At 43.4% G+C, this 22,738-nt stretch carries 16 protein-coding genes and 1 other RNA gene; 7 read left to right on the top strand and 10 right to left on the bottom strand.

Going from position 1 to position 22,738, the window contains the following annotated elements; translation table 11 throughout:
- Positions 1-69 precede the first annotated feature (69 nt).
- The 7 genes from gloB to ffs all read right to left on the bottom strand — a co-directional run bounded on the left by gloB (position 70) and on the right by ffs (position 9,435).
- A complete protein-coding gene (gene gloB / locus AC5JPO_RS01680; RefSeq protein WP_493853102.1) occupies positions 70-849 on the bottom strand; it encodes a hydroxyacylglutathione hydrolase in 780 nt (259 codons plus the stop codon).
- A 152-nt stretch (positions 850-1,001) separates the two neighbouring features.
- Entirely contained in the window at positions 1,002-2,834 is a 1,833-nt protein-coding gene (locus AC5JPO_RS01675) for an extracellular solute-binding protein (protein ID WP_493853101.1), read from the bottom strand.
- A gap of 321 nt (positions 2,835-3,155) precedes the next feature.
- Complete coding sequence (gene serC / locus AC5JPO_RS01670; protein WP_493853100.1) at positions 3,156-4,325, bottom strand: 3-phosphoserine/phosphohydroxythreonine transaminase; 1,170 nt, start codon at positions 4,323-4,325, stop codon at positions 3,156-3,158.
- 91 nt (positions 4,326-4,416) lie between these two features.
- The gene (locus AC5JPO_RS01665; protein ID WP_493853099.1) at positions 4,417-5,346 is read right to left on the bottom strand and encodes a DNA polymerase III subunit psi; all 930 of its coding nucleotides are present in this window, start codon (positions 5,344-5,346) and stop codon (positions 4,417-4,419) included.
- A 132-nt stretch (positions 5,347-5,478) separates the two neighbouring features.
- Positions 5,479-8,445, bottom strand: a complete 2,967-nt coding sequence (locus AC5JPO_RS01660) for a M48 family metalloprotease (protein ID WP_493853098.1) — start codon at positions 8,443-8,445, stop codon at positions 5,479-5,481.
- A 40-nt stretch (positions 8,446-8,485) separates the two neighbouring features.
- Positions 8,486-9,082, bottom strand: a complete 597-nt coding sequence (locus AC5JPO_RS01655) for a LemA family protein (protein ID WP_493851906.1) — start codon at positions 9,080-9,082, stop codon at positions 8,486-8,488.
- Positions 9,083-9,338: 256 nt separating this feature from the next.
- An RNA gene (ffs, locus tag AC5JPO_RS01650) (signal recognition particle sRNA small type) lies at positions 9,339-9,435 on the bottom strand.
- Between the two features lie 422 nt (positions 9,436-9,857).
- Here ffs and AC5JPO_RS01645 point away from each other — a divergent pair.
- Complete coding sequence (locus tag AC5JPO_RS01645) at positions 9,858-10,574, top strand: SIMPL domain-containing protein (RefSeq protein WP_493843083.1); 717 nt, start codon at positions 9,858-9,860, stop codon at positions 10,572-10,574.
- Between the two features lie 102 nt (positions 10,575-10,676).
- On the opposite strand, the gene AC5JPO_RS01640 is transcribed toward AC5JPO_RS01645, so the two are convergent.
- Both AC5JPO_RS01640 and glnA read right to left on the bottom strand, forming a co-directional pair.
- Positions 10,677-11,420, bottom strand: a complete 744-nt coding sequence (locus AC5JPO_RS01640) for a DUF4124 domain-containing protein (RefSeq protein ID WP_493843082.1) — start codon at positions 11,418-11,420, stop codon at positions 10,677-10,679.
- Between the two features lie 223 nt (positions 11,421-11,643).
- Entirely contained in the window at positions 11,644-13,053 is a 1,410-nt protein-coding gene (gene glnA, locus AC5JPO_RS01635) for a type I glutamate--ammonia ligase (RefSeq protein WP_319051963.1), read from the bottom strand.
- An 838-nt stretch (positions 13,054-13,891) separates the two neighbouring features.
- On the opposite strand from glnA, the gene AC5JPO_RS01630 reads away from it, so the two are divergent.
- The 5 genes from AC5JPO_RS01630 (at position 13,892) to AC5JPO_RS01610 (ending at position 18,361) form a co-directional block, all read left to right on the top strand.
- On the top strand, positions 13,892-14,515 hold the full coding sequence (locus AC5JPO_RS01630) for an anthranilate synthase component II (RefSeq protein ID WP_319051962.1): 624 nt from the start codon (positions 13,892-13,894) through the stop codon (positions 14,513-14,515).
- A 98-nt stretch (positions 14,516-14,613) separates the two neighbouring features.
- Positions 14,614-15,735 (top strand): anthranilate phosphoribosyltransferase, encoded by a 1,122-nt coding sequence (trpD, locus tag AC5JPO_RS01625; protein WP_493851908.1) that lies wholly within the window; start codon positions 14,614-14,616, stop codon positions 15,733-15,735.
- Positions 15,736-15,806: 71 nt separating this feature from the next.
- Positions 15,807-16,688, top strand: a complete 882-nt coding sequence (gene trpC, locus AC5JPO_RS01620) for an indole-3-glycerol phosphate synthase TrpC (protein ID WP_493843080.1) — start codon at positions 15,807-15,809, stop codon at positions 16,686-16,688.
- 103 nt (positions 16,689-16,791) lie between these two features.
- Positions 16,792-17,523 carry a Smr/MutS family protein gene (locus tag AC5JPO_RS01615; protein ID WP_319051959.1) on the top strand — a complete coding sequence of 244 codons (732 nt, stop codon included), beginning with the start codon at positions 16,792-16,794 and terminating at the stop codon, positions 17,521-17,523.
- Between the two features lie 205 nt (positions 17,524-17,728).
- Entirely contained in the window at positions 17,729-18,361 is a 633-nt protein-coding gene (locus AC5JPO_RS01610) for a DNA-3-methyladenine glycosylase family protein (RefSeq protein WP_493843079.1), read from the top strand.
- Positions 18,362-18,431: 70 nt separating this feature from the next.
- On the opposite strand, the gene AC5JPO_RS01605 is transcribed toward AC5JPO_RS01610, so the two are convergent.
- Complete coding sequence (locus AC5JPO_RS01605; protein ID WP_493843078.1) at positions 18,432-20,384, bottom strand: mechanosensitive ion channel family protein; 1,953 nt, start codon at positions 20,382-20,384, stop codon at positions 18,432-18,434.
- Between the two features lie 378 nt (positions 20,385-20,762).
- Between AC5JPO_RS01605 and AC5JPO_RS01600 the strand changes: the two genes are divergently transcribed.
- Positions 20,763-22,682 carry a TonB-dependent receptor plug domain-containing protein gene (locus tag AC5JPO_RS01600; protein ID WP_493851909.1) on the top strand — a complete coding sequence of 640 codons (1,920 nt, stop codon included), beginning with the start codon at positions 20,763-20,765 and terminating at the stop codon, positions 22,680-22,682.
- Positions 22,683-22,738: the final 56 nt, after the last annotated feature.

Here is a 22,738-nt window from a genome sequence, read left to right as displayed (position 1 = left end):
TAACGACAGTAGCGGGCTATGTTGTATTGAATATAAGCAAGAAAGCAGTTGCCGCATCAAAAACGTGCTTTAAAAGTTGTTTTTTAGCTCGCGTAATGCCGCGAACACCGTTAAAGACTTCTCATCATCGATATTCGTTTTGGACTCAACCCCAGCAATGACACTTGGCTCTTGAGTACGCAAGAATACATTGACCGCGCGCTCATGCTCTAATGTCACTGGTAGTGTTGGCACGCCGTGGGCAGTATTCGTCTCAGCCTGCGCGAGCGCTTGCTGCATTTGCTCATTGGCAGGCTCAATAGATAGCCCAAAGCGTAGATTACTAGCCGTATACTCGTGTGCAGGGTACAACAACGTATCTTCAGACAGACCATTTAAGCGCTTAAAGCTATCATGCAATTGCTCAATGGTACCTGTAAATACACGACCGCAACCTGCACTAAATAGCGTGTCACCGCAAAAGCAATGTTTTTGCCCATCAATATCTAAGATATAAGCCATATGGCTAGCCGTATGCCCTGATACATCCCAAACCTGTGCTGAGCAGCCCCATGCACTTACTGTGCTACCATCTTTTATCGTTTGGTCTTCATCAACCCCATGCTCACTATGCGCAACCAGATGAGTCATAGGATACGACTCTTGTAGCGCTACAACGCCGCCGATATGATCATGATGATGGTGAGTGGTCCAAATCGAGGTCAACTCCAGCTCATTTTTCTCTAAGTAATCAATGACCGGCTCAGCTTGACCGGGATCAATGACGATTGCTTGTTTATTATTGTCATTAATTAACGTCCAAATATAGTTATCATTGAATGCTTTAATAGGGTGAATACGGATACTCATGTTAAATCCTTACCAATAGTTATTTTTGTTGCTCGTTATTTTTGAGTTATTTAATATCGGTTTTATTCCATAACCGAAGCCTGCACACCTGACCATCAGTTATTATAAGATCAGCGCTGTCAATAGACGCGGGATATTACTTTGAGCGCTGATTATTGCTTTAAATACTTATTGATGCGCCCTTCTGCTTCTTTATCAACCCACCAGTAGTCGATACCAACGGCATTGGTTGGCAAGGTTGCTATATGGCGATATTGATCCCAATACGCCACATTGGTCCCAGACTTGCCATATAATGGCACGACGTAATAACCCGCTCGCAGCAACCGATCTAGCACTTGCGTATACAGTACAATCTCATCGCGGTCTTTAGCACTACCAAGTGCAGCAACGACCTTATCGATGGCCGCATTTTTGATACCAGGGCTATTGTGATTGCCTGGCTCATCAGCGGCAGCGCTACCCCAAAACGCAGCCTGCTCAGCACCAGGAGATAGGCTTTGAGCGAACACGTCAACGACCATATCATAGTCAAATCGGCGCATACGCTCATAGTACTGCGGCCCGTCTACTTGACGCAAACTTGCATCAAACCCCAAACGCTTTAGATTACGAATATAGGGCAATAATACACGGCCCATGGTCTCACCCGTCATCAGCATCTCGATCTGGGCGCGCTGACCATCAGGCTGATATAACTTCATATCGTCATAATAAAACCCAGCCGCCAGTAGTAACTGCCGCGCTTCTAACAATCCTGCACGATTAAAACCATTGCCATCACTGGTAGGCAGCTGCCATTCGGCCACTGTTGCTTTGCGCTGAATAGGTTCAAGCTCAGACAATAGAGGCGTTAGTACCTGCATCTCTGCGTCAGACGGTGTGCCTGTTGCGGCAAGCTCCGAGCCATGGAAAAAGCTCTGCAATCGCTCATACTGACCATGAAACAAAGTTTTATTCATCCATTCAAAGTCATAAGCCGCTGTTAAAGCCTGTCGAACCCTAATATCCTGAAAGATCGGTCGACGCATATTCATGACCAGCGCTTGCATCGGCACTGGGTTTTGACTGGTTATCGTTTCTTTTTTGATCAGTCCTGCTTTTACCGCTGGGAAGTTATAGCCACTTACCCAATTTGATGCTTTGTTTTCGGGGCGGAAGCGGTATTGACCAGATTTAAAACCCTCAAAAGCAATCTCGTCACTTTGATAATAAACAAACTTAATCATGTCAAAATTATAGCGACCACGATTGACCATCAAATCACGGCCCCAATAATTAGGGTCACGTAGATAACTGACCGAACGGCCTGCATCAACGCGCCCTAATTTGTAAGGGCCACTGCCCATTAATGGCGTCAGGCTAATGGTCTCAAAATTTGCATCGATTGAGGATTTGGCAAAGATAGGAAACTGCCCGACGGTCAATAATATCTCTTTGTTTTCAGTAGAAGCAAAGACAAATTTTACTTGCTGATTATCGATAATCTCAACGTTCTTAATATCTCCCAAGTAACTCCGGATGTACATGGGACCCTTATTCAATAGCGCATCAAAAGTTGCTTTAACATCGCGACTGGTCACAGGTGATCCATCCCAAAAACGGGCTGCAGGATTAAGATGATAAATAATCCAGCTCGTATCATCTGGGTCGTAGGTTACTTTGCTTGCCAGCTGCGGATACATGGTAAAAGCTTCGTTCAATGAGCCTGTCATCAATGTATCGTACAAATAATCGGTACCGATCATTGCCACACCCGTGGTCATCCATTTGTTGGCACTGTTGAACGTGCCGCGGGCATCGAGAGAGAGCGTACCCCCTGATGGTGCTTTTGGATTGGCATAGGGCATGTAGGGTGCATTGATGTACTCGGTAGGGCTATTATGTCCAAGCGCTGTCTTTGTAATGGGCGCAGCGATACTGCTTGGTATCCAGCTGACAGTGGCGGTTAGCAACGCAGCTTTTAGCAGAGTATGTTTTATCATCATGATGTTCTAATCGACCTCTGTGCTAACCAATGTGAGTACAAAAAATGAAGTGCTGACGGCAAAATATCATCATCGCAAAATTTTATCATAACAAACTTAGGTTTTTTAACCTAATGGTTTGCCATGTCGCCCAGCATAGATGTCGCATTATCAATCATAAATATTTAAACTTATGCCAGTAAATAGACTCACAAAAAAGGCGCAACCGTTATCAGTTGCGCCTTTTGCTTATAATTTTATGTGTTTGCGTCCCTAGACATCTACATTTAAGTATTGAGGTACCTATTAAATTCTATAGCCACCTCTTGATCGACTCACCTAAGCATGTTTTTGTTCAAACGCGATCATAAAGTCAACCAACTGCTGTACCCACTCAAGCGGTACGGCGTTGTAAATACTGGCACGCATACCACCCACATCACGATGGCCCTTTAGATTGAGTAGACCGGCTTTTTCTGACTCTTCTAAAAACACCTTATCCAGACTACTGTCCGCTAACGTAAACGGTACGTTCATGATAGAACGGTACTGAGGGTCTACTGGGTTGTTATAAAAGCTACTGTCATCAATTGTTTTGTAGAGTAGATCTGCTTTTTGTTGATTGATCTTACCGATAGCAGCAACCCCGCCCTGCTCTTCTAGCCAATCAAATACCAATCCAGCCAAGTACCAAGAATACGTTGCTGGCGTGTTAGACATCGACTCTTTATCTGCTTGGTGCTCATAATTCAGCAGCATAGGACACCACTCACTAGCCTGTCCAAGCAAGTCATCACGGATGATAACGATAACCAAACCTGCAGGACCAATGTTCTTTTGAGCGCCCGCGTAGATCATACCGAATTTGGACACATCGATAGGCTGTGACAAGATAGAGGATGACATATCAGCAATGATTGGCGCCTCTACTTGTGGCGGCTCAAATATCTGCAAACCATGAATGGTCTCGTTGGCACAGTAGTGAAAATAAGCAGCATCTTCACTTACGCGCCAGTCACTTTGAGGCGGTACGCTAGTAAAGTTGCCTTCTTTGCCAGTTGCAACCAAGTTAATCTCACCCAAACCGAGCGCTTCATAACGCTTAGCTTCTTTGATAGCCTTACCTGACCACGCACCTGTCGTCAAATAATCACCACGCCCGCCGTTCAATAGGTTTAATGGAATAGCAGAGAACTGCAAGCTGGCACCGCCTTGCAAAAACAGCACTTTATAGTTGTCTGGTATCTCCATAAGCGCGCGTAGCTTGGCTTCTGCTTTATCAGTGATTGCCATATACTCTTTACTACGATGACTCACTTCCATGACCGATAAGCCACGTCCTTGCCAGTCAAGCAGTTCACTCTGTGCACGCTCTAATACCGCTGTTGGCATCGTCGCAGGTCCAGCACAGAAATTTGGTAAACGATGTGGTGAGGTACTGCCAGTTGGGCTAATAGAAGCAGTTGGATTGGTGGGCTCTGGGTTGGTAGGCGTTGAGTTGATGGACATAATTACGATCCTAGGTGTAGGGAAATAAATAAGCTTATTTTATTTCGGTTTGTTGATAAAAAAGGTATCTCAATATTTATGTAGACGTATCTTACGAAGATATCTGTTCCCACAACTGTCGCTTAGCATCGCTGTCTGCAAGCATATCGTCTAATGTCGGTACGATAGTAAGATTGGGATGATAAAGACCGTCAGGTAGCGCTGTCAATGCAGCAACCTGTATCTCTTCGCGCAGGCCTATTCGAAAGATATAACCAGCAAGACTAGCATTAGCAAGCTCAGCTGTGTCCATACCAGCGCAAATGGGGAACGATGTCGTCTCATGAGTGAGTGATAGCGCTTGGGTAATATTTTGCCACAGCTTTTGGCTGTCACTACTGAGTGCTTGAATATCCACCAGTATCACCCAGTCACCGTAACGACCACCTTGCAAGTTGAATGGCGCTACCTTTTTTGAGCCAGCATCATTATTGCTGCCTTGAGCAAATGAGTGTCGCGCTACAGGTTCGGTCGTCGACTGCTCTATTTCGTTGATGGCTAATCGGTCTGGCTCTATATTTGAGGTATCATCGTAACTTGAGGTATTATCATATTCCGACAGCGTATCAAAGCTATACGTGACAGGGTTTTGAACGCTGGCTTGGGGTACACCGTCATCTCGTCCATTAAAATCACTACTAATGTCGTTATCACTGCTGATGTCGTCATAGCTTGTGATATCAGAACTTACGATATCAGAGCTATCAGTACCATAATCCATCAGTGACGGATCTACTATGTCTATAGAACCAGCACTCGCTAACTCGGTATTTTTTGATTCAGTATTTCTCGACTGGTCACTTGTTAACTCAATAGTAGGATGGTCAGTATTTGATTGATCAACTGGTATTGCCGCAATATCCGCTATATTTATGGTTTTTGACGCAGGCTGCACCCAGTGATCGATACCCATCATCGCTAGTATTTGGCGTTGCTGCATACGGCGCTGCAATACACTCAGCGGGTCTTGGATATCACTCATACGACTCTACTGTCCTGATTATGTTGTCTATACTATTTACAGATGGTGTTATGGTTTTGATGGCACTGATCGCATAGGCATCATACTATCTATTGAGCGTGAATCATCGAGCGCGTATCAACCCAGCATGGGTCAAAAAAGCTGTCGAACACCCAGCCAGTGCGCTGCCATTGCAAGCAAACAATCATACTCATCTTGGCTGATTATCGTATCGTGTAGCATCACAGTATGCAATGTACTTAGCCACTGTCGATAGTCATTATGAGTAGGTCTGAGTGCATCGGTATCATTATAATCTATTTGACTGTCATACTGTTGTCTCTCTTGATCACTATCAGCATTCTGAGCACTTTTGGAGCTATTAATAGACTGTTTGGTGTTAACAGGAACGGCAGCAACCACCGTCAATAACTGTATACTATTTAAGTGTCGAACAGTCAATAATAGCCATTGTAAATTTGCATCGGTAACTGTCGACAAATCAATATCAATCAAGCGCGCATGACGTCTCAAGTCAACAATATAATGCACCACACTCTCATCACCTTCACTCAATCGCGACCGAGCGTGCATTGAGATTATCTGACCTTTGGCATCTTTTGATAATCGATAAGCCAGTAACACTATAATCGATACCTCAGCCGTATTGAGACTCTCAAATACCTGTCCTGACGGATCTAGCTGCGTACATATGTCTTTTATACCAGAACTCAGTGTCTCTAGCTCCAAAGATGGCGCATCTGTATCGTATAAAACCTCAGACAGCATCGGTAGTAATTGCCGCAAATGTAGTGCTTGCCATAATGACGATATGGGTGACTGCTGCTGCGCCAAAGCTGCCAAATCATTCGAAGAAGTCGAGCCTGAAGAAGTGCCATCCTTAACTGACTTTTTATCAGATGAATGATGAGTGAGGCATTGGGTGACATCATACGCTCGTTGTTGGTTCAATAAACCTAATATCCCTTGCTGATAACGCAACAACATCGTACGGCAGTTTTCTTGTTGTTTATAGTGCTGATAGCTATCATGACTATGATTGTCATAGCTCTTGAGCTTTAATTTTTTGATAGAGCTCTCAGATAGATCATGCTGTCTTAGTTGCTTTAACGCAAGCTCAATCAAAGCGCTGTCTAAACGTCGATCTACACTGGCAACTTGCGTCAATAGCTTAGTATCTACCCTATGTGGTAAGAGCTGCTCGTCGCTAGAGTTATTAGCATCCATCTCGCCAGTCGCGCACCAAATATCTACCAAACTATAAAACGCATTCGTTGATAGTGGTCGCCTTTGATGACAAAGCATAACTGCCTCAACCAATGCCAGCGCCCCTAGAGAATGATGGCTGTGATCAATGATGTATTGCGGTAATGATACCTTTTGCCTATCGCTGATTTCTATCAGTATATTTTTTGGCAAATCCGCATTAGGTCTTGCCTGCCATGGCTTTAGTAAACTATCGTTGTCTAAGGATACAGCTTCTACTTGTAAGCGACCATCAATAATCTTGTCTGTCTCTTTAGTAAACTCAAGACCTTCGTCTGTTTGATAACTACTTTTACTTGTGTGACTATCAGAAATAGAGCGCTGTTCGCTAGAGTTGTCATTACCGTTCCCCCTCATGGGTCCATCTATGCTTTCATATTCAGTGCTACTTTCTTGACTGAAACTTGAAGATAATCGGCGTGAGGATTGGTCTGTTACTTGTAATTTATCGCTTAGGCTATTTTGAGTAGTCACTGCCTCTGCTTCACCCCAGTTACCTAACCGGCGCTGCCTATATATTTCTTTAATTTTTTGTTGGTTGAGACGTTTTTCTGTCGCCACTTGTATGGCAAAGTCATGGTAGGCATCCGCATTAATAGCACTCATACGCTCGGTTAAGCTTGGATGAGTGGCAAACCATGATAAGTCTCCCAAATCAGCACCACTACTGGCAAAGAAAAAATGACTGAGTCCATTGATATCAGCAATACCAGTCAAACGTGACCCAAGCGAGTCTTGGTGAATGGCTTTTAAGGTCTCTAAAATGGCAGGTGTGCGCGTCAATTGTACGCTGGTTGCATCAGCGAGTAGCTCACGCTGACGATTAAAGCTATGCTTAATCAGCTGAGCACTTGCCATGCTCGAGAAGCTCAAACCATGCAGCAGCAATGTCCATATACTACGTGGGGCACGTCGATCAAACGTTGGTCTATTTTGCACCCATTTAGATTGGCGCTTGGCAGACGACTGCTGTTGCTGCGACTGTGTCTGCCAGTACGTCACCCACTCACTATGTGTGGTAAAACTGGCCGTTTGCGCTTCTGTACTGCGCGCAAGTACATCAACCTGCCTTTGTGATAGTGACTTCTGGGAGCTGGTATCGCTATCAAAGTAACGATAATTAGAGATATGATTGGAGATCGGATCACTCCAGTCGTACAGTATCTGCAGACCCGCCAGCACTACCATTAGCTGTAGGTTAAAATTGGCATCACCATGCAAAATATGACCATACTCATGACCAATGAGCCCATATAGCGCTTCATCAGATAGTTTATCTAGCGCTCCTTGGGTAACGACAAGTACCATATCTTGACTGTGGCGACCAGCGACAAAACCATTAATACCTTGCTCATCAGGCAATACATATAGTATTGGTGTGCTCAGTCCCGACGCGATCGCTAGCTGCTGTGCTATTTCATAATAACGCCGATAAACTGGTGGAAAGTCACGCTCGTCACTTACTGCGATATGGCGCGCGCTATAACGAACCTTGTCTTCACTTTTATGTTGATGCGTCACCCCTTGACTATGCTGCCAGGGTACCTGACTGTTATCAATGAACAATCTAACGCCTCCTACCCGCTGAGCAATAGCACGTCCACCCGCTCTCAAGCGCTGATACTCTAAAAAACTACCAACAAAAAAACTGCCTAGCGTCAGGATAATAACCAGTATCAATACCCAGCGGTATACACCACCTGTAAATATCGTCAGTAGTAAGCCCATGACAGCGAGCGCTACTGCTATATGAGCAAGCACAATTAAAAAAAACAGCCCATATAGCAATAGACTGCGCCGCGTACGTATGCGCTGCTCACCAAAAAAATCCATGATCGTAGACTACCTAGTATTTGCTAAATTTGTCGAAGCCTTAGGCCATATTGACGTTCGGTGCTTGAGCAATGGCTTCTCTGTCCTCGAACACTAAAGGACTGAGCGGACGAAAGCCAAAGGTCGTACTGACAAGATTATTAGGAAATACTTCTCGGTCATTGTTATAGAACATGACGCTGTCATTGTAATGCTGGCGAGCAAAACCGATTCGGTTTTCAGTATTGGTCAGCTCATCCATGAGCTCCTTGATCATCCTATCGGCTTTGAGCTCAGGATAGGCTTCCACAACTGCTGAAAACTGACTTAGCGCTTTAGACAGCATTCCTTCTGCTTTGGCAAATAGCGCCATATGCTCTAGTGAGTCTGGCTGATGTTTATTTGAATTTTGTAGGTCTTGAGCATGATTACGCGCGCTAATCACTCGTGTTAGCGTCTCTTCTTCGTGGCTCAAATAACGCTTGGCGGTTTCGACTAGGTTTGGAATCAGATCATGACGACGCTTTAATTGTACATCTATTTGAGCAAAGCCGTTCTTTGCTTGGTTGCGTGCGCGTACCAATCTATTAAATACTGACACGCCAAATACGACCACGAGAACCACAAACGCAATGAATAGCCAAACAAACATTTTCATAACCAAACCTTAAAGTGTCTAGAATGTTAATAAAAGTTAATACATTGTATTTTAACTCATATTAACCAATGAAGCTTTTGAATTGAACAAGAAATTAAATAGCACATCAAACCAAAGCTTGGATGAAATTTTAGACAAAAAAAAGCCCTTTGCAATGAAGGGCTGGACGCATCGTAAAAGCATTTTAAATAAAAAGTATCTTTAATATAAAACGTTTTATCGATGTCAGTATCAAATTTTAGGCAAAAAAAAGCGACTCCAAAAGCACATCCTCGGCACACATTATAACTATTACCGTTGCTACCTTCCGGTCCTGGCGGGATTCATAGAACAATGTTGCGAGGCTACCAATGGAGCCACCGGATGTAGATTATACAAGGATTTTTTTATTTTGCAACCCCTGCGGCCAAACTGCTTTTAATAAGTCGGTTATAGCTCCCACTCAAACGATGTTTTTTCTTCTGACACTGACCAAAGCTTGGTGTCTAACCCATTATCCGTAGCTCGTAAAAAACGCTCAATCGCACAAAACACTATTAGTGCTCTAAAGAATAAAATCCTGCTAAAACCGCCACGATTATATTAATGGTTTAATTTAATAACTGAGTAACGTAGCTCACAAAATTCTCACAGCAAATCAGACAGATTTTGCTATTTTAGGGAATGAAGTTGCACACATGTCAACATTTAGAGCACAAAAGAGACAGCTTCTCATATAAAAATGGATGGTAAGACATTCATATAAAAATTAACAAAATCAATTAAGGAGATAATGATGAAAAACACGTTACTTAATAAAGCAGCGCTAGCGTCTGGTACGGTTTGTCTAATGACGGCAATGATGGGAAGCGCCCATGCAGAACCAACAGGCTACGATCAACTGACATTTCAGACAGAAATAAAAGAAGAAATCCAGAACGACGAAGTACGAGCCAGCTTGTACAAAAAGGCGCAGGCAACGGATGCCAAAATGCTAGCCACGACGCTCAATACCTCAATTAATAATGCCATAAAAATTGCCAAACGCTATCCTAGCGTTACTGTGACCACAGGACAACAACGTACCTATCCACGCTACGATAAAAACGATAAAATCATCGGTTGGACAGGTCAAGCAAATATAGATTTGAAAAGTACCGATTTTGCCGCTACTAGCCAACTTATTGCTGATCTACAAGCAACCTTGGTCATGGACAATTTGAACTTTGGTGTCTCAGATACCAAAAAAGATGCGTTAGAGCAAAAACTAATGACGGAAGCCTCCCGCGCATTTCAACAGCAAGCTAAGAGCCTTACCCGTGCTTGGGACGCGCGTGGCTATCGTGTCATAAATGTTAACTTAAACACTGGTAGTAACTACCCACGTCCTATGTACAGCGCCATGAGCATGAAATCAGGCATGGCAGACGAGTCAGTACCAAGCCAAAGCTTTGAATCTGGTAACAGTACCATCTCAGTCACTGCTAACGGTACCATCGAGCTAACCAAGTAAGTTAACTTACCTCTCAAATAATCAACTGACATTAAAAAAGGCAAGCATCATCGGTGGTGCTTGCCTTTTTATTTGGCGAATGATATCTATCTCAATTAGTCGTTACTGAGACTGAGCCACTTCCTGTTGACGCAGTTTCAACAGTACCTTTTGATACCAAGGCAAGTTCTGATAAGCCAAGAGCTGCTGCGCAATTTTTTTATTGTTTTGTAGTGTCGTATTGTTTTGGATGACGTATACCGTACGTGTGACTTGCCGTAGCACCTGACCAGTTTTATTTTGTATGACCACTTTGATCGTATGGGCACCTGGTAGCACATCTACAGTCCCAATCGACGCGCTCAATCCTTGTGCTACTTCCTTATCATCTAGATAAATACCCACGCTGTCATCCGCTTGTAGCGCAGGATTAACCTGTACAGCGACATCGATACTTTGCGCTGGACGACGATAGGCTCTTTCTTTGCTAGGCTCAGCAATTGCCAATTGATAGTTTACTGGTGCGTTGGTCTGAGTATTGGCGGCAGAAGCCGTAGGAGTGACTCCCATTTGTGATACATTCGATGGCAGGCTATTTGCATTAGAGCTACCTGCCATGCTAGAGCTGGCTGACCTGCTTGTCTCATTGCCTGTCGTGATAGACATCTGACTGACTTGTTTGCCAGCTTGCTGCTCATAATCCTGCGGTCGATCGGTAAAAGTGACTTGACCGGTTTGCTCATCAACCACTTTATAGATAGGTGCTGCATTGCTTAGCGGTGCATAAAGACTTGCTATCGCAGCAACCATCAATAGTCCTACCTTTACATTGCCTTGTATAGAGTGTTGCGTTGATAACAAAGTCATGGTCAATCAGCCTAATTAGTGTCTGCTATTAATATAATAGTATATCAATCATTATGCGATATTTTCGATGCAAAATCAGCAATGTTTGGTGTGGCTTCACTATTCATCTCAAATAGCATTATCTGATGCTAGTACATTCTTGTCTTAACGGCACAAAAAAACCAGCCAAGATTAACTTGACTGGTTCTTTCTTGTTGAATTAACTCAACAGATTAATTCATTATTAGCAGCTGTAGTACATATCAAACTCAACAGGATGCACAGTAACATTCAGGCGTTGTACTTCTTCTTCTTTCAATGCAATAAAGGCTTCTAGCATATCTTTAGTGAACACGTCACCTTTTAATAAGAAGTCGTGATCATCTTTCAATGCTTGTAGTGCAACATCTAAACTCTCTGCAACCGTTGGGATCTGTGCTTCTTCTTCTGGTGGCAAGTCATACAAGTTCTTGTCAGCAGCTTCGCCTGGATGCATCTTGTTCTGAATACCGTCAAGACCTGCCATCAATAGCGCAGCAAATGCTAAGTATGGGTTAGCTGTTGGATCTGGGAAGCGAGCTTCGATACGTACCGCTTTTGGGCTACTTACATGTGGCACACGAATAGACGCTGAACGGTTAGACGCTGAGTAAGCAAGCTTAATAGGTGCTTCGTAATGTGGCACCAGACGCTTGTAGCTGTTCGTTGATGGGTTGGTAATTGCGTTCAATGCACGAGCGTGTTTGATGATACCACCAACAAAGTACAATGCTGTCTCAGATAGACCGGCATATTCATCACCAGAGAACGTGTTTACGCCATCTTTTGAGATTGACATATGAACATGCATACCTGAGCCATTATCACCAACGATTGGTTTTGGCATAAAGGTCGCTGTTTTGCCAAACTGGTGAGCAACGTTATGCACCACATATTTCAATTGCTGAACTTCATCCGCTTTACGTACCATCGTGTTGAATGCAACACCGATTTCAGACTGGCAAGAAGCAACTTCGTGGTGATGAACTTCGACGCGGCCTTCACCAACAATTTCTTCGATACGTTCACACATAACAGAGCGCATGTCATGCGAGCTGTCGATTGGTGGTACTGGGAAGTAACCGCCTTTGACACGTGGACGATGCGCCATGTTGCCCCATTCATACGACTCATTAGTCGACCATGCTGCTTCTTCAGCAGTGATCTTATGACTAACGCCAGACATGTCAACTGACCACTTAACGTCATCAAATACGAAGAATTCAGGCTCAGGACCGAAATACGCCGTGTCACCGATACCAGTAGACTTCAAATACTCTTCTGCGCGGCGAGCAATAGAACGTGGGTCACGATCATAGCCTTGTAGCGTTGATGGCTCGATGATATCGCAAGTTACGACGACAGTAACTGCATCAAAGAACGGATCGATAAATGCCGTTTCTGGATCAGGACGCAAGATCATATCAGACGCTTCGATACCTTTCCAACCAGCGATAGATGAACCGTCAAACATTTTGCCATCTTCCATGACATCTTCATCAACAGTAGATGCTGGAAAGCTGATGTGCTGCTCTTTGCCGCGTGTATCAGTAAAGCGAAAGTCAACCCATTTAGCATTAGAGGATTGAATAAGATCTAATAATTTGTTCGACATACATAATCTCCGTTGTGTTGGTCACGTTATTGCAATTTAAAATTATTGGTACCATTTTCTTGTTCAAGTATTCCAAGTGTACTCTTTTCAATACCAAACAGCGCATTCGATATTATGCTTATTATCAGCACTATTTATCGTATTAGTCAAGACACTGATCTAAGACGTTTACTTAATTAGACCCGCTCCATCTTAATAGTCTAAAATACGCCAAGTCAATTCTAACGTCATTCTAGCAGTATATAACTGATAATACTGAACGCTTCAGGCACTTATTGACGATCACTGATTAACGATCATTTGAGACCACTTTTTGTAATCATAGACAATCATAGCAGCGTCAATGCAAAGGGTGTGCCAATATATTAAATTGATTACCAAAAATCGGCTCATACAAATGCTTATTTTCAATAATTACAGCGTCTTATAATAAAATCCAGTAGTTGTCAGCAGTAATATTTATTCAATCGCCTTTTATTTTGCTTTTACTTAACGCACCAACAGTAAACATAAAGCACCAAGTTAGTGCTAATGACAGTCGTAATGATGCCATTGTTCTGTTGTGGTGCGCTATCAAAATATTAAGTTACGATTTTATTTGTAATAATTAACCCAGGTCGATCAGTATGATAAAAAATCTATTTCGAGCCTCGGTTGCCTAGCTTGTATGTGTCCTACATTTGATAGCGGAGAAAATAGTGGTAAGATAACGGCGGCGTCCAGAAGCCGAGAACATCATGGCTTGTTGATGTTTGCTATTTGATGCTCTCTATCAATATCTACCCCATATGTATGCCCCATTCTGAGAAGTATAAAAAACCAATAATTTGGAACGCTCATGATTCTGATGATCGATAATTACGATAGTTTTACGTACAATATCGTACAGTACTTCGGTGAATTGCAACAAGACATCATGGTTTGGCGTAATGATCAGGTCACTATTGAGCAGATTCAGACCCTTGCCCCTACTGTGATTGTTATTGGCCCAGGTCCTTGCGACCCTGATCGCGCTGGTATTTCGCTAGAGGTGATTGAAGTGTTCAAAGGGATGATTCCTATACTTGGTATTTGCTTGGGACATCAGGCTATTGGGCAAGCATTTGGTGGACAAGTTGTTAAAGCTGGTGAAGTCATGCATGGGCGGTTATCTGCTGTGTATCATAATGACCAAGGTATATTTTCTGGACTACCCAACCCATCAAAAGTGACACGTTATCATTCACTCGTCATTGACAAGAGTAGCCTACCCAACTGTCTTGAGCTCACTGCATGGACACAGAGCAGTGACGGTAGTATCGGAGAAGTCATGGGTATTCGTCACAAAGAGTTGGCTGTAGAGGGCGTCCAGTTCCATCCTGAGTCAATATTGAGCGAAGCAGGTTACCAGTTGCTCAATAACTTTTTGCAGACTCATGGTTTGGCTACCCTGACATCCGATGAGCTACCACAAGTTGGTTAGATCTAACTAAAAGCATGTCGATAAAAAATACTGTTTGCATAAACTCATTCCAAATTTCACACAGATTTACATAAAGAATAATCATAAGCGAGATCATAATGAATACAACAAAAACAGAAGAAACGCACACCCCAGAGAGTATCGAAAAACTGTCTGACGACCAAACGCATCAACTGCTAACGTCAGCGCTCGGTAGAATTTTTCAGCATATTGACCTAACCTTTGATGAGATGTATCAAGTGATGCTTATCATCATGCAAGGCAGATGTAGTGATGCCATGATGGGCGCTATCTTGACAGGTCTACGCATGAAGGGTGAATCGATCGATGAGATTACCGCATCAGCCAGTGCCATGCGTGCACTAGCCGCCAATATTGAACCAAAGAACTGCGATTATTTAGTTGATATCGTTGGTACTGGCGGTGATGGTGCTAATTTATTTAATGTTTCGACTGCATCAGCATTAGTGGTCGCGGCGGCTGGCGCTCAGGTTGCCAAACACGGTAATCGCGGCGTCTCGACCAAGTCTGGTAGCTCAGACTTGCTTGAGCAGGCAAGTATCAGTCTAGCGCTTAGTCCAGCACAAGCAAAAGACTGTATTGAGAACGAAGGTATTGGCTTTTTGTTCGCTCCCAATCATCACAGCGCCATGCGCTATGCCAATCCTGTGCGCCGTGAACTAAAAGCGCGCACGATCTTTAATATTTTGGGACCATTGACCAATCCAGCAGGTACGCCTAACCTAGTCATCGGTGTGTTTACCGCGCAGTTGTGTGAGCCGATCGCAAAAGTAATGAAAAACCTAGGTGCACGTCATGTCATGGTTGTCGGTGCAAAAGATGGTCTAGATGAGATCAGTCTGGCAACGTCGACCACAGTCGCTGAACTGAAAGATGGAGAAATCTCTGTTTATGAGATGATGCCAGAAGACGCAGGTATCGAATCCCAAACCCTGATCGGTCTCGATGTTGATTCTCCAGCGCAAAGCCTTGAGCTTATTCGCGCCGCTCTGTCTGGTAATGATACTCATGATCGCGCCGTCCTCAAAGCACGTGACATGATTGCGTTGAATGCAGGTGCGGCGATATATACTGCAGGCCTTGCCAGTAACTACCCTAATGGTGTCAGCCGAGCACAAAAAGTCATACAAAATGGTGATGCTTTACTTAAACTTGAATCTTTGGCTGCTTATACACAACAGCTCGTGGCTCAGGATTAGTTTACTGCCATTCATAAAACATAAACTTGTTCATTAGTTTCTACTCAATTTAACGATATTCGGACACTCGTATGACCACAACTCACTCAGACATACCTTCGGTACTACAACGCATCGTCGCCACCAAAGTAGAAGAAGTAAAAGCAGCTCGTGCAGCACTACCCCTTGAGGATTTGCAAGCACAGGTCGCAGCGGATCATAAATCCCGTCGTGGATTTGCAGCTGCCTTACGTGCCGTCAGCTCTACGAGCAATGGCGTTGGTATCATCGCTGAGATCAAAAAAGCTTCACCATCTAAAGGGGTCATCAATCATAACTTTACCCCTACTCTGTTTGCTCAGCAGTACGAGCAAGCAGGCGCCACCTGTCTGTCCGTGCTGACAGATCGTGACTACTTTCAGGGCGATGACATCTACCTGATTCAAGCAGCCAACACCTCAAGCCTGCCAATACTGCGCAAAGACTTTATGATTGATGCGTATCAAATATATCAATCTTACTTGATGGGTGCTGACTGTATTCTGCTCATCATGGCCTGCTTAGACGATGCACAAGTACAAGAGCTGCACGCGCTAAGTATCGAGCTTGGTATGGATGTATTGATAGAAGTACATACCCAGTCCGAACTTGAGCGAGCCCTACAATTGCCACGTTCAGAGCATAATATCTATGGTATCAATAACCGTGATTTGAATACGTTCGATGTGGATCTACAAACCACGCTTGATCTAAAAAGCAGGTTGATCGAAGCACTCGCTACTGATAGTGATGCAGATAACGCTGATAAAAAACCGCTGATCGTGACCGAAAGTGGTATTCATAGTAGCGATGATATTCGTCTGATGCTCAACAATGAAATTCAGCACTTTTTGATCGGTGAACAGTTTATGAAAACCGACCATCCTGGACAAGCGTTACAATCCTTACTTGCGGGCGTTACAGTAGACGAGTAAAGTAACTCACATATTCAAGCGGCGATAGCACCAAATAGTTTCTACAAAGCAGGCGTGCTATCAGCTAACCCAACATTCATTAATCAACGATACGTTAACTTTTATGTCAAACTCTCTGTTTTCAAAAGAAATGCAAGACCAGCTCAAAGAACTAAAAGGCCAATTGAGTAAAGGTCGTGATACCAATTCACCTGAAGGTGAGAACCAAAAACCAACTGAGCCTGTATCACTATTGACTCAAAAACAAGTCAAAAAAACCGTCAAACAGCTCGATAGCGAACATATCGATGATGATAAGGTGCTGTTCATGCAAGCCATGCACGGGGTGAATCAGTTAGAAGACAAGAACGTCCGCTCACCTGCTAGCACAACTAAAGCAGGCAAACCTGATGCAGCGACACTTTCAAAACGTGCAGCAGCTCAGGGTAGCGAAGCCAGTGATTTAGGTGCAGGATTGTCAGATATGCAAGCCCTACTGAATCCTGTTGCAGCTGAAGCTTATTTGTCCTATAAGCAGCCAACGCTCCAAAACAAAATTTTCGATCAGCTTAAAAAAGGTAAGTTGCGCTGGTACGATGCAGTAGATATTCATGGCTGTACGATAGAAGAAGCGCGCGATGCCATGACTAAGCTGCTGAGCCAAGCAAAACAAAGTAACGAGACCATGGTAAAAATCGTACATGGCAAAGGTAGTGAAGCAATTCTAAAAACCTGTATCAACGGGTGGTTGCGTCAATTACCAGAAGTACTGGCCTTTTGCTCTGCACCGCCAAAAGACGGCGGTAATGGCGCTGTACTCGTATTGCTCAAGAAGCCAAAGGCAGACGGCGAATAGATTACTCGCTAACAATTGAGCGGTATTAAAAAAAGGACTACAACCAAGTAGTCCTTTTTTTGTCTGTAGCTTATACATTTTTCTAATTGTTTAACGTTTAGCCCTCTGCCTACTAACGTTTAGCCACTTGCCTACTGATATAAACCCACCACTCTTTGCTATGATATCCATCAAAATATCTACTCATTAGAAAAGCGATCTTATTATGAGCATACAAACTATTGAAAACAGTCAAGAGCTACAGGAGAACATCACTGCGTTGATTGCTATTGAGCCAAAATTTGCCTCCGTCTATGAACAGGTAGGCACACCTAGTCTAAGACACAATGCAGGTGGGTTTGAGCAGTTGATGAGAGCGATGGTCGGTCAGCAATTATCTGTAGCGGCGGCGGCTAGTATATGGCAACGTTTGGTTAATGCAGAGTTAATAACGCCGCAGGCAATACATCAAGCGACGGACGAAGACCTGAAAGCTCAAGGACTATCTAAACAAAAAACCCGCTACGTCCGCTCATTAGTCGATCATGATATCGACTTTGCAGCATTGGAAACCTTACCAAATGAAGAGGTTATAACAACCTTGACAGCTGTGATAGGCATTGGCCGCTGGACTGCTGAGATGTACTTATTATTTTCTTTAAAGCGTGCAGATGTGTTTGCTGTTGATGATCTAGCCATCAAAGTTGGCGCCATGCATTTACTAGGATTAGCAGAACGACCAACACCTAAGCAACTCAAAAACCTTACTCAGCATTGGTCACCCTATCGCAGCGCTGCCAGCCTACTGCTTTGGTCATACTACGGCTCACTACGTAATAAAACCGCTGTGCCGTTGTAACAACTACTGTCATGAAACATGATGCTATTGAACACAACTCTGTTGAACTTCACACCTGTCGGCATAGCGCTTATGGTTGATTCCATATAGAGAGATTGAATTTGTTTTTTGTGTGCTTAAATTTACTTTTTCTAAGCATATGGCTTTTATGTTTTAATGCTTTAAGCGCCCCTTTTCTGGTAACGGTTGCCATAGATGAATTGGGTTTACTGGTATCGTTTTTGATATTGTCGTTAAGGCCAGTACTAGCATGATTGTCACTGCTGTCTGTGCTTACCGTTGTCTCATCACCATTACCGCTGCTATCATTTGACGTATCTTCTTCTATTGTTTCATCTGCCGTACTGTCTATATGATGTTCAAGCTCAGCCTGATTGACGATCAGCTGCTGGGTGGGCAATGCATGTTCGACCTTGTATTTTGCCACTTGGTTCAATACCTCAACGAACAATACATTTTGCTTGTCATAGAAATCAACGACGTTATTGGCGTTAAGATACGCCTGTAGCTGAATCACGTAACAGTCTTGACGCAGCTCTGAAATATTGACTTGGTTCCACTCTTGGTTGGTCATGTCATGTTCTTTTAGGAAATTATCCAAATCTGTGACCATTTTGAATACCACATCGATATCAGCGGTACGTTTGAGATATAGCTTATGGTAAAACTGAAACATATCACGAGAGGTAAAGTTTTCAATTTGCATCGACGAAAAATCACCATTCGGTACGGTGACAATCGTTCGTGATAAGGTGCGTACGCGCGAGGAGCGAATACCAATATCGATAACGGTGCCTTCGTAAGTACCAAACTTACAATAATCACCGATACGTACGGGCGAATCTGCCACCACCACGACACTACCAACGAGGTTTTCAATAGTCTTTTGCGCACCAAGTGCTAAGGCTAAACCACCCACACCCAATGCAGCAATACCAGTCGTCAAGTCAAAACCCAAATTGCCAAAAATCACGATGACCGCAAATATCAATAGCAACGCTTTGACCACTTTTCGCATCAGTCCCAGTATCGAGACACGCTCAGTGTAGTTTTTCTTATAGCTTAGATTGACCGCGCGCGTAAATATAGCATCGATAACCCGCAGCAACAGCCAAGTGGTTGCTACCCATGAAGCAATATCAGTAAAGCGATTGACAGGCTCACGCAGCGTGACTGACACGCCAGCATAGACCATAACCTCTGACAATATCAGCGCCATAATAACGACAGCAAGTGGTAATATTACTTTGTTCGGTAATGGTAATGGCGTACCACGCACACGAGGATAAGTGATTCTTAGTAAATGATACAGTAGCCACACAGCAATATACGTGAGCACAAAACTACTCACAATCATCGTTAGCGCAGCGACCAAGTCAGCCAACTGATAGCCAAAGAGTTTTTTGCCGTCAAGTGAGTCAAAGGTATAACGCGATACCAACGTCGGCTCAGTATTTTCTATGACTTCTGGTACGGAAGCGAGCGTTTCACTTGAGAACTGCCAGTACTGCTCGTTATCTTCGGATACTACTCTTTCTAGTAACAATGACACGTTTTTTTCACCAATACTGATCACACCCACATTTTCTTGGTTAGGTGGTAACTGGTCGGTGAGATTACCACCAGGCAGATTACTAATCTGCAAATCAGGTTGGAACCGCCCTCCTGCATCCAATGCTTGTTTGAACTGACGCACAACGGTCGTTGGATTATCAGACTTAGATAGGTTTAGGTAGTTACTCGCCAGCAAATAATCGTTTTCGCCCAGCGCACTGATAAATCCTTGCACGGTATCACGCGGCGTATCGCGCCCAAATGAATCAGGTAATGGTCCACTTACCATCTCTTCACTACTGTCGCCACCTACCCCAAGCGCGCCTGCCTCAAGAGCAAAAGCCTTATTGGGCACCGCAATACCCACTATCGTGACCAACAAAAGCAAAATAACTGCTAACGGTATTTTAGTAATGGCGTTTAGTGAAAAAAACGCAGTAGTAGACGGCAGATTATGCTTAGTAGACAAGGCAAACCTCTTAACTTTATAGGTGGCACGATGAAGAACATATAATATCTGTACTATGATAACAATTATTTATAACAGCAGTGCTTTTGATTATGCGTTTTTGTTGTCATCTATGTGAATGAGCGATCCTAATTATTCATCTCTCTCCATAATCAAGAGGAAGTTACCTTTGATCAAAGGATCAACATCTCATCATGAATTCCACTCACGCTACCCTGAATAAATATTAAGTTAAAGTGGTTTATAAAGTGCTAACTTTTATAGATAATGAGCGCAGCCTTACTTATATGCTTTTTTTTGTAACTTTTAATGCCCATCACATCACAATAGTTACCTTTTATTTTTGCCATCCTTTATGGGATTACTCTGGAATTGATTATGTTTTTTTCACGTTCGTCATCGAATACCTATCTTCGTCTAAGTATCTTAAGTGCGCTTGGCTTACTTGCAGTAAATACCGCAATGGCAGCCATTTCTGAAAACGCTTCCATCAATGATAGTAACCTACCACAAGTTGAGCTTGATGAAATTGTCGTGACAGCCACTCGCACACCTACTAAGACAAGTAATGTAATTGCGCAGACACGGGTGATCGATAAGGAAGAGCTACAACGTTATCAAGGTCAGACTGTTTTGGACGTACTCAAACGTCAACCAGGCGTCGCTTTTAAACAAAACGGTGGTCTTGGTACTACTTCAAATTTTTACATGCGCGGCTACGACAGCAAACAAATTCTCGTGTTAATTGATGGTATACGTTATAGCTCAGTCAGCGCTGGAGGCGCCGCGTTAAACTTGCTACCTGCTGATCAAATTGATCGAATTGAAGTTCTCTATGGAGCATCAGGTTCTAGCATCTACGGTGCGGATGCGATGGGCGGTGTCATTCAAGTATTCACTAAAGGCGGCAATATAGATCGAAGCAGTATGTCAGTTACCGCAGGTATCGGCTCAAACGATCATTATGTATACGGTGCAAGCGCACAACTTGCCAATACTAATGGTACTACATTAAGCCTTTCAGCCAGTCACAACGAAACAGATGGTATCAATGCGACCCGTCCAGATCCCAGTAATCAAAATGACCCTTATAATAAAGACGATGATGGTTTTGAGAGCGACAGTGTAAGCTTAGCAGTCAATCAGCGTTTTAGCGACACGTTACTGACAGGTGCTAGCATCTTGTACAGTAAATCCACTACTGAATATGACGATGGTACTTTTGAAGACGCTCATGCTGATCAAGAAAACGGCGCAGCACAAGCTTATGTCGACTGGCAATATATGCCTGATGCCTCTGTTAAGCTCCAATATGGTCACTCTATTGATAAAAGCGAGTCTTATGCTAAGTATCCAAATGTATTCGATGGTACTCAAGACCAGATTAGCTTAGTTGGTAAAAACAAGCTGCTAGCTGGTGAAGGTGTTTATGGTCTCGAATACCTCACTCAAGACTTAGACAGCACGGCTTACAGTATTGATGACCGTAATGTCAAAAGTGCCTTTGCTGGCTATGTCATCGCCAATGACCGCTTTGATGCACAAGCCAACCTACGCTACGATGATGACTCACGCTATGGTGATGAAACCACCTATAATTTGGGCGGTGCAATGCATCTTAGTCCTGATTTCCGCGTTGGTGCGAGCTATGCTAAAGGCTTCCGCGCACCTGTTTTTAATGATTTAAGCCCTGTATATAGTGGTAACCCCGATCTAAAGCCTGAAACTAGCGACAACTACGAAGCTTTTGCTGAATACAACACTCTGCTACAGTCTACACGTCTCACTGGCTATTATAATGATGTTGAAAATTTAATCAGTTACGTCGCAAGCCCTACGCCTAGCAATCCTTATGCAGGAGCTAGTCAAAATATCAATGAAGCTAAAATCAAAGGTATCTCATTAACTTCTGACTGGGAAATGAACGACTATCTGTTTGGCGGCAGCTATGATTACCAGAAGGCAAAAGACAATAGTGGTGGAAGTGATGATGGCAACTATCTTCCCTATCGCCCTAAGCATCAGGGATTGGTATATGTCGGATACCGTCTACCAAGTTTAGATATACGCGCTGAATATCAGTATGTGGGAAACTATTACAGCAGAATTACCAATACTGACGCTCAATTTGTGGACAATTATGGACTGTTGAATATCAGTGGTAACTACAAACTTACTGATAACTTGTCTATGACTGCACGTCTAAATAATATTACTAACGAAGATTATATAACAGATATTGGCTATAATACTGACGGTATTAACTACTTTACCTCTCTAACCTACAACTGGTACTAATTTTGGCTGAGTAGTATCAAAAAACATCTAAATATAAAAGGTCATCTACAGGTGGC

It is taken from the genome of Psychrobacter sp. H25 (assembly GCF_059076335.1).
This window is presented reverse-complemented; position numbering and strand designations above follow the sequence as displayed.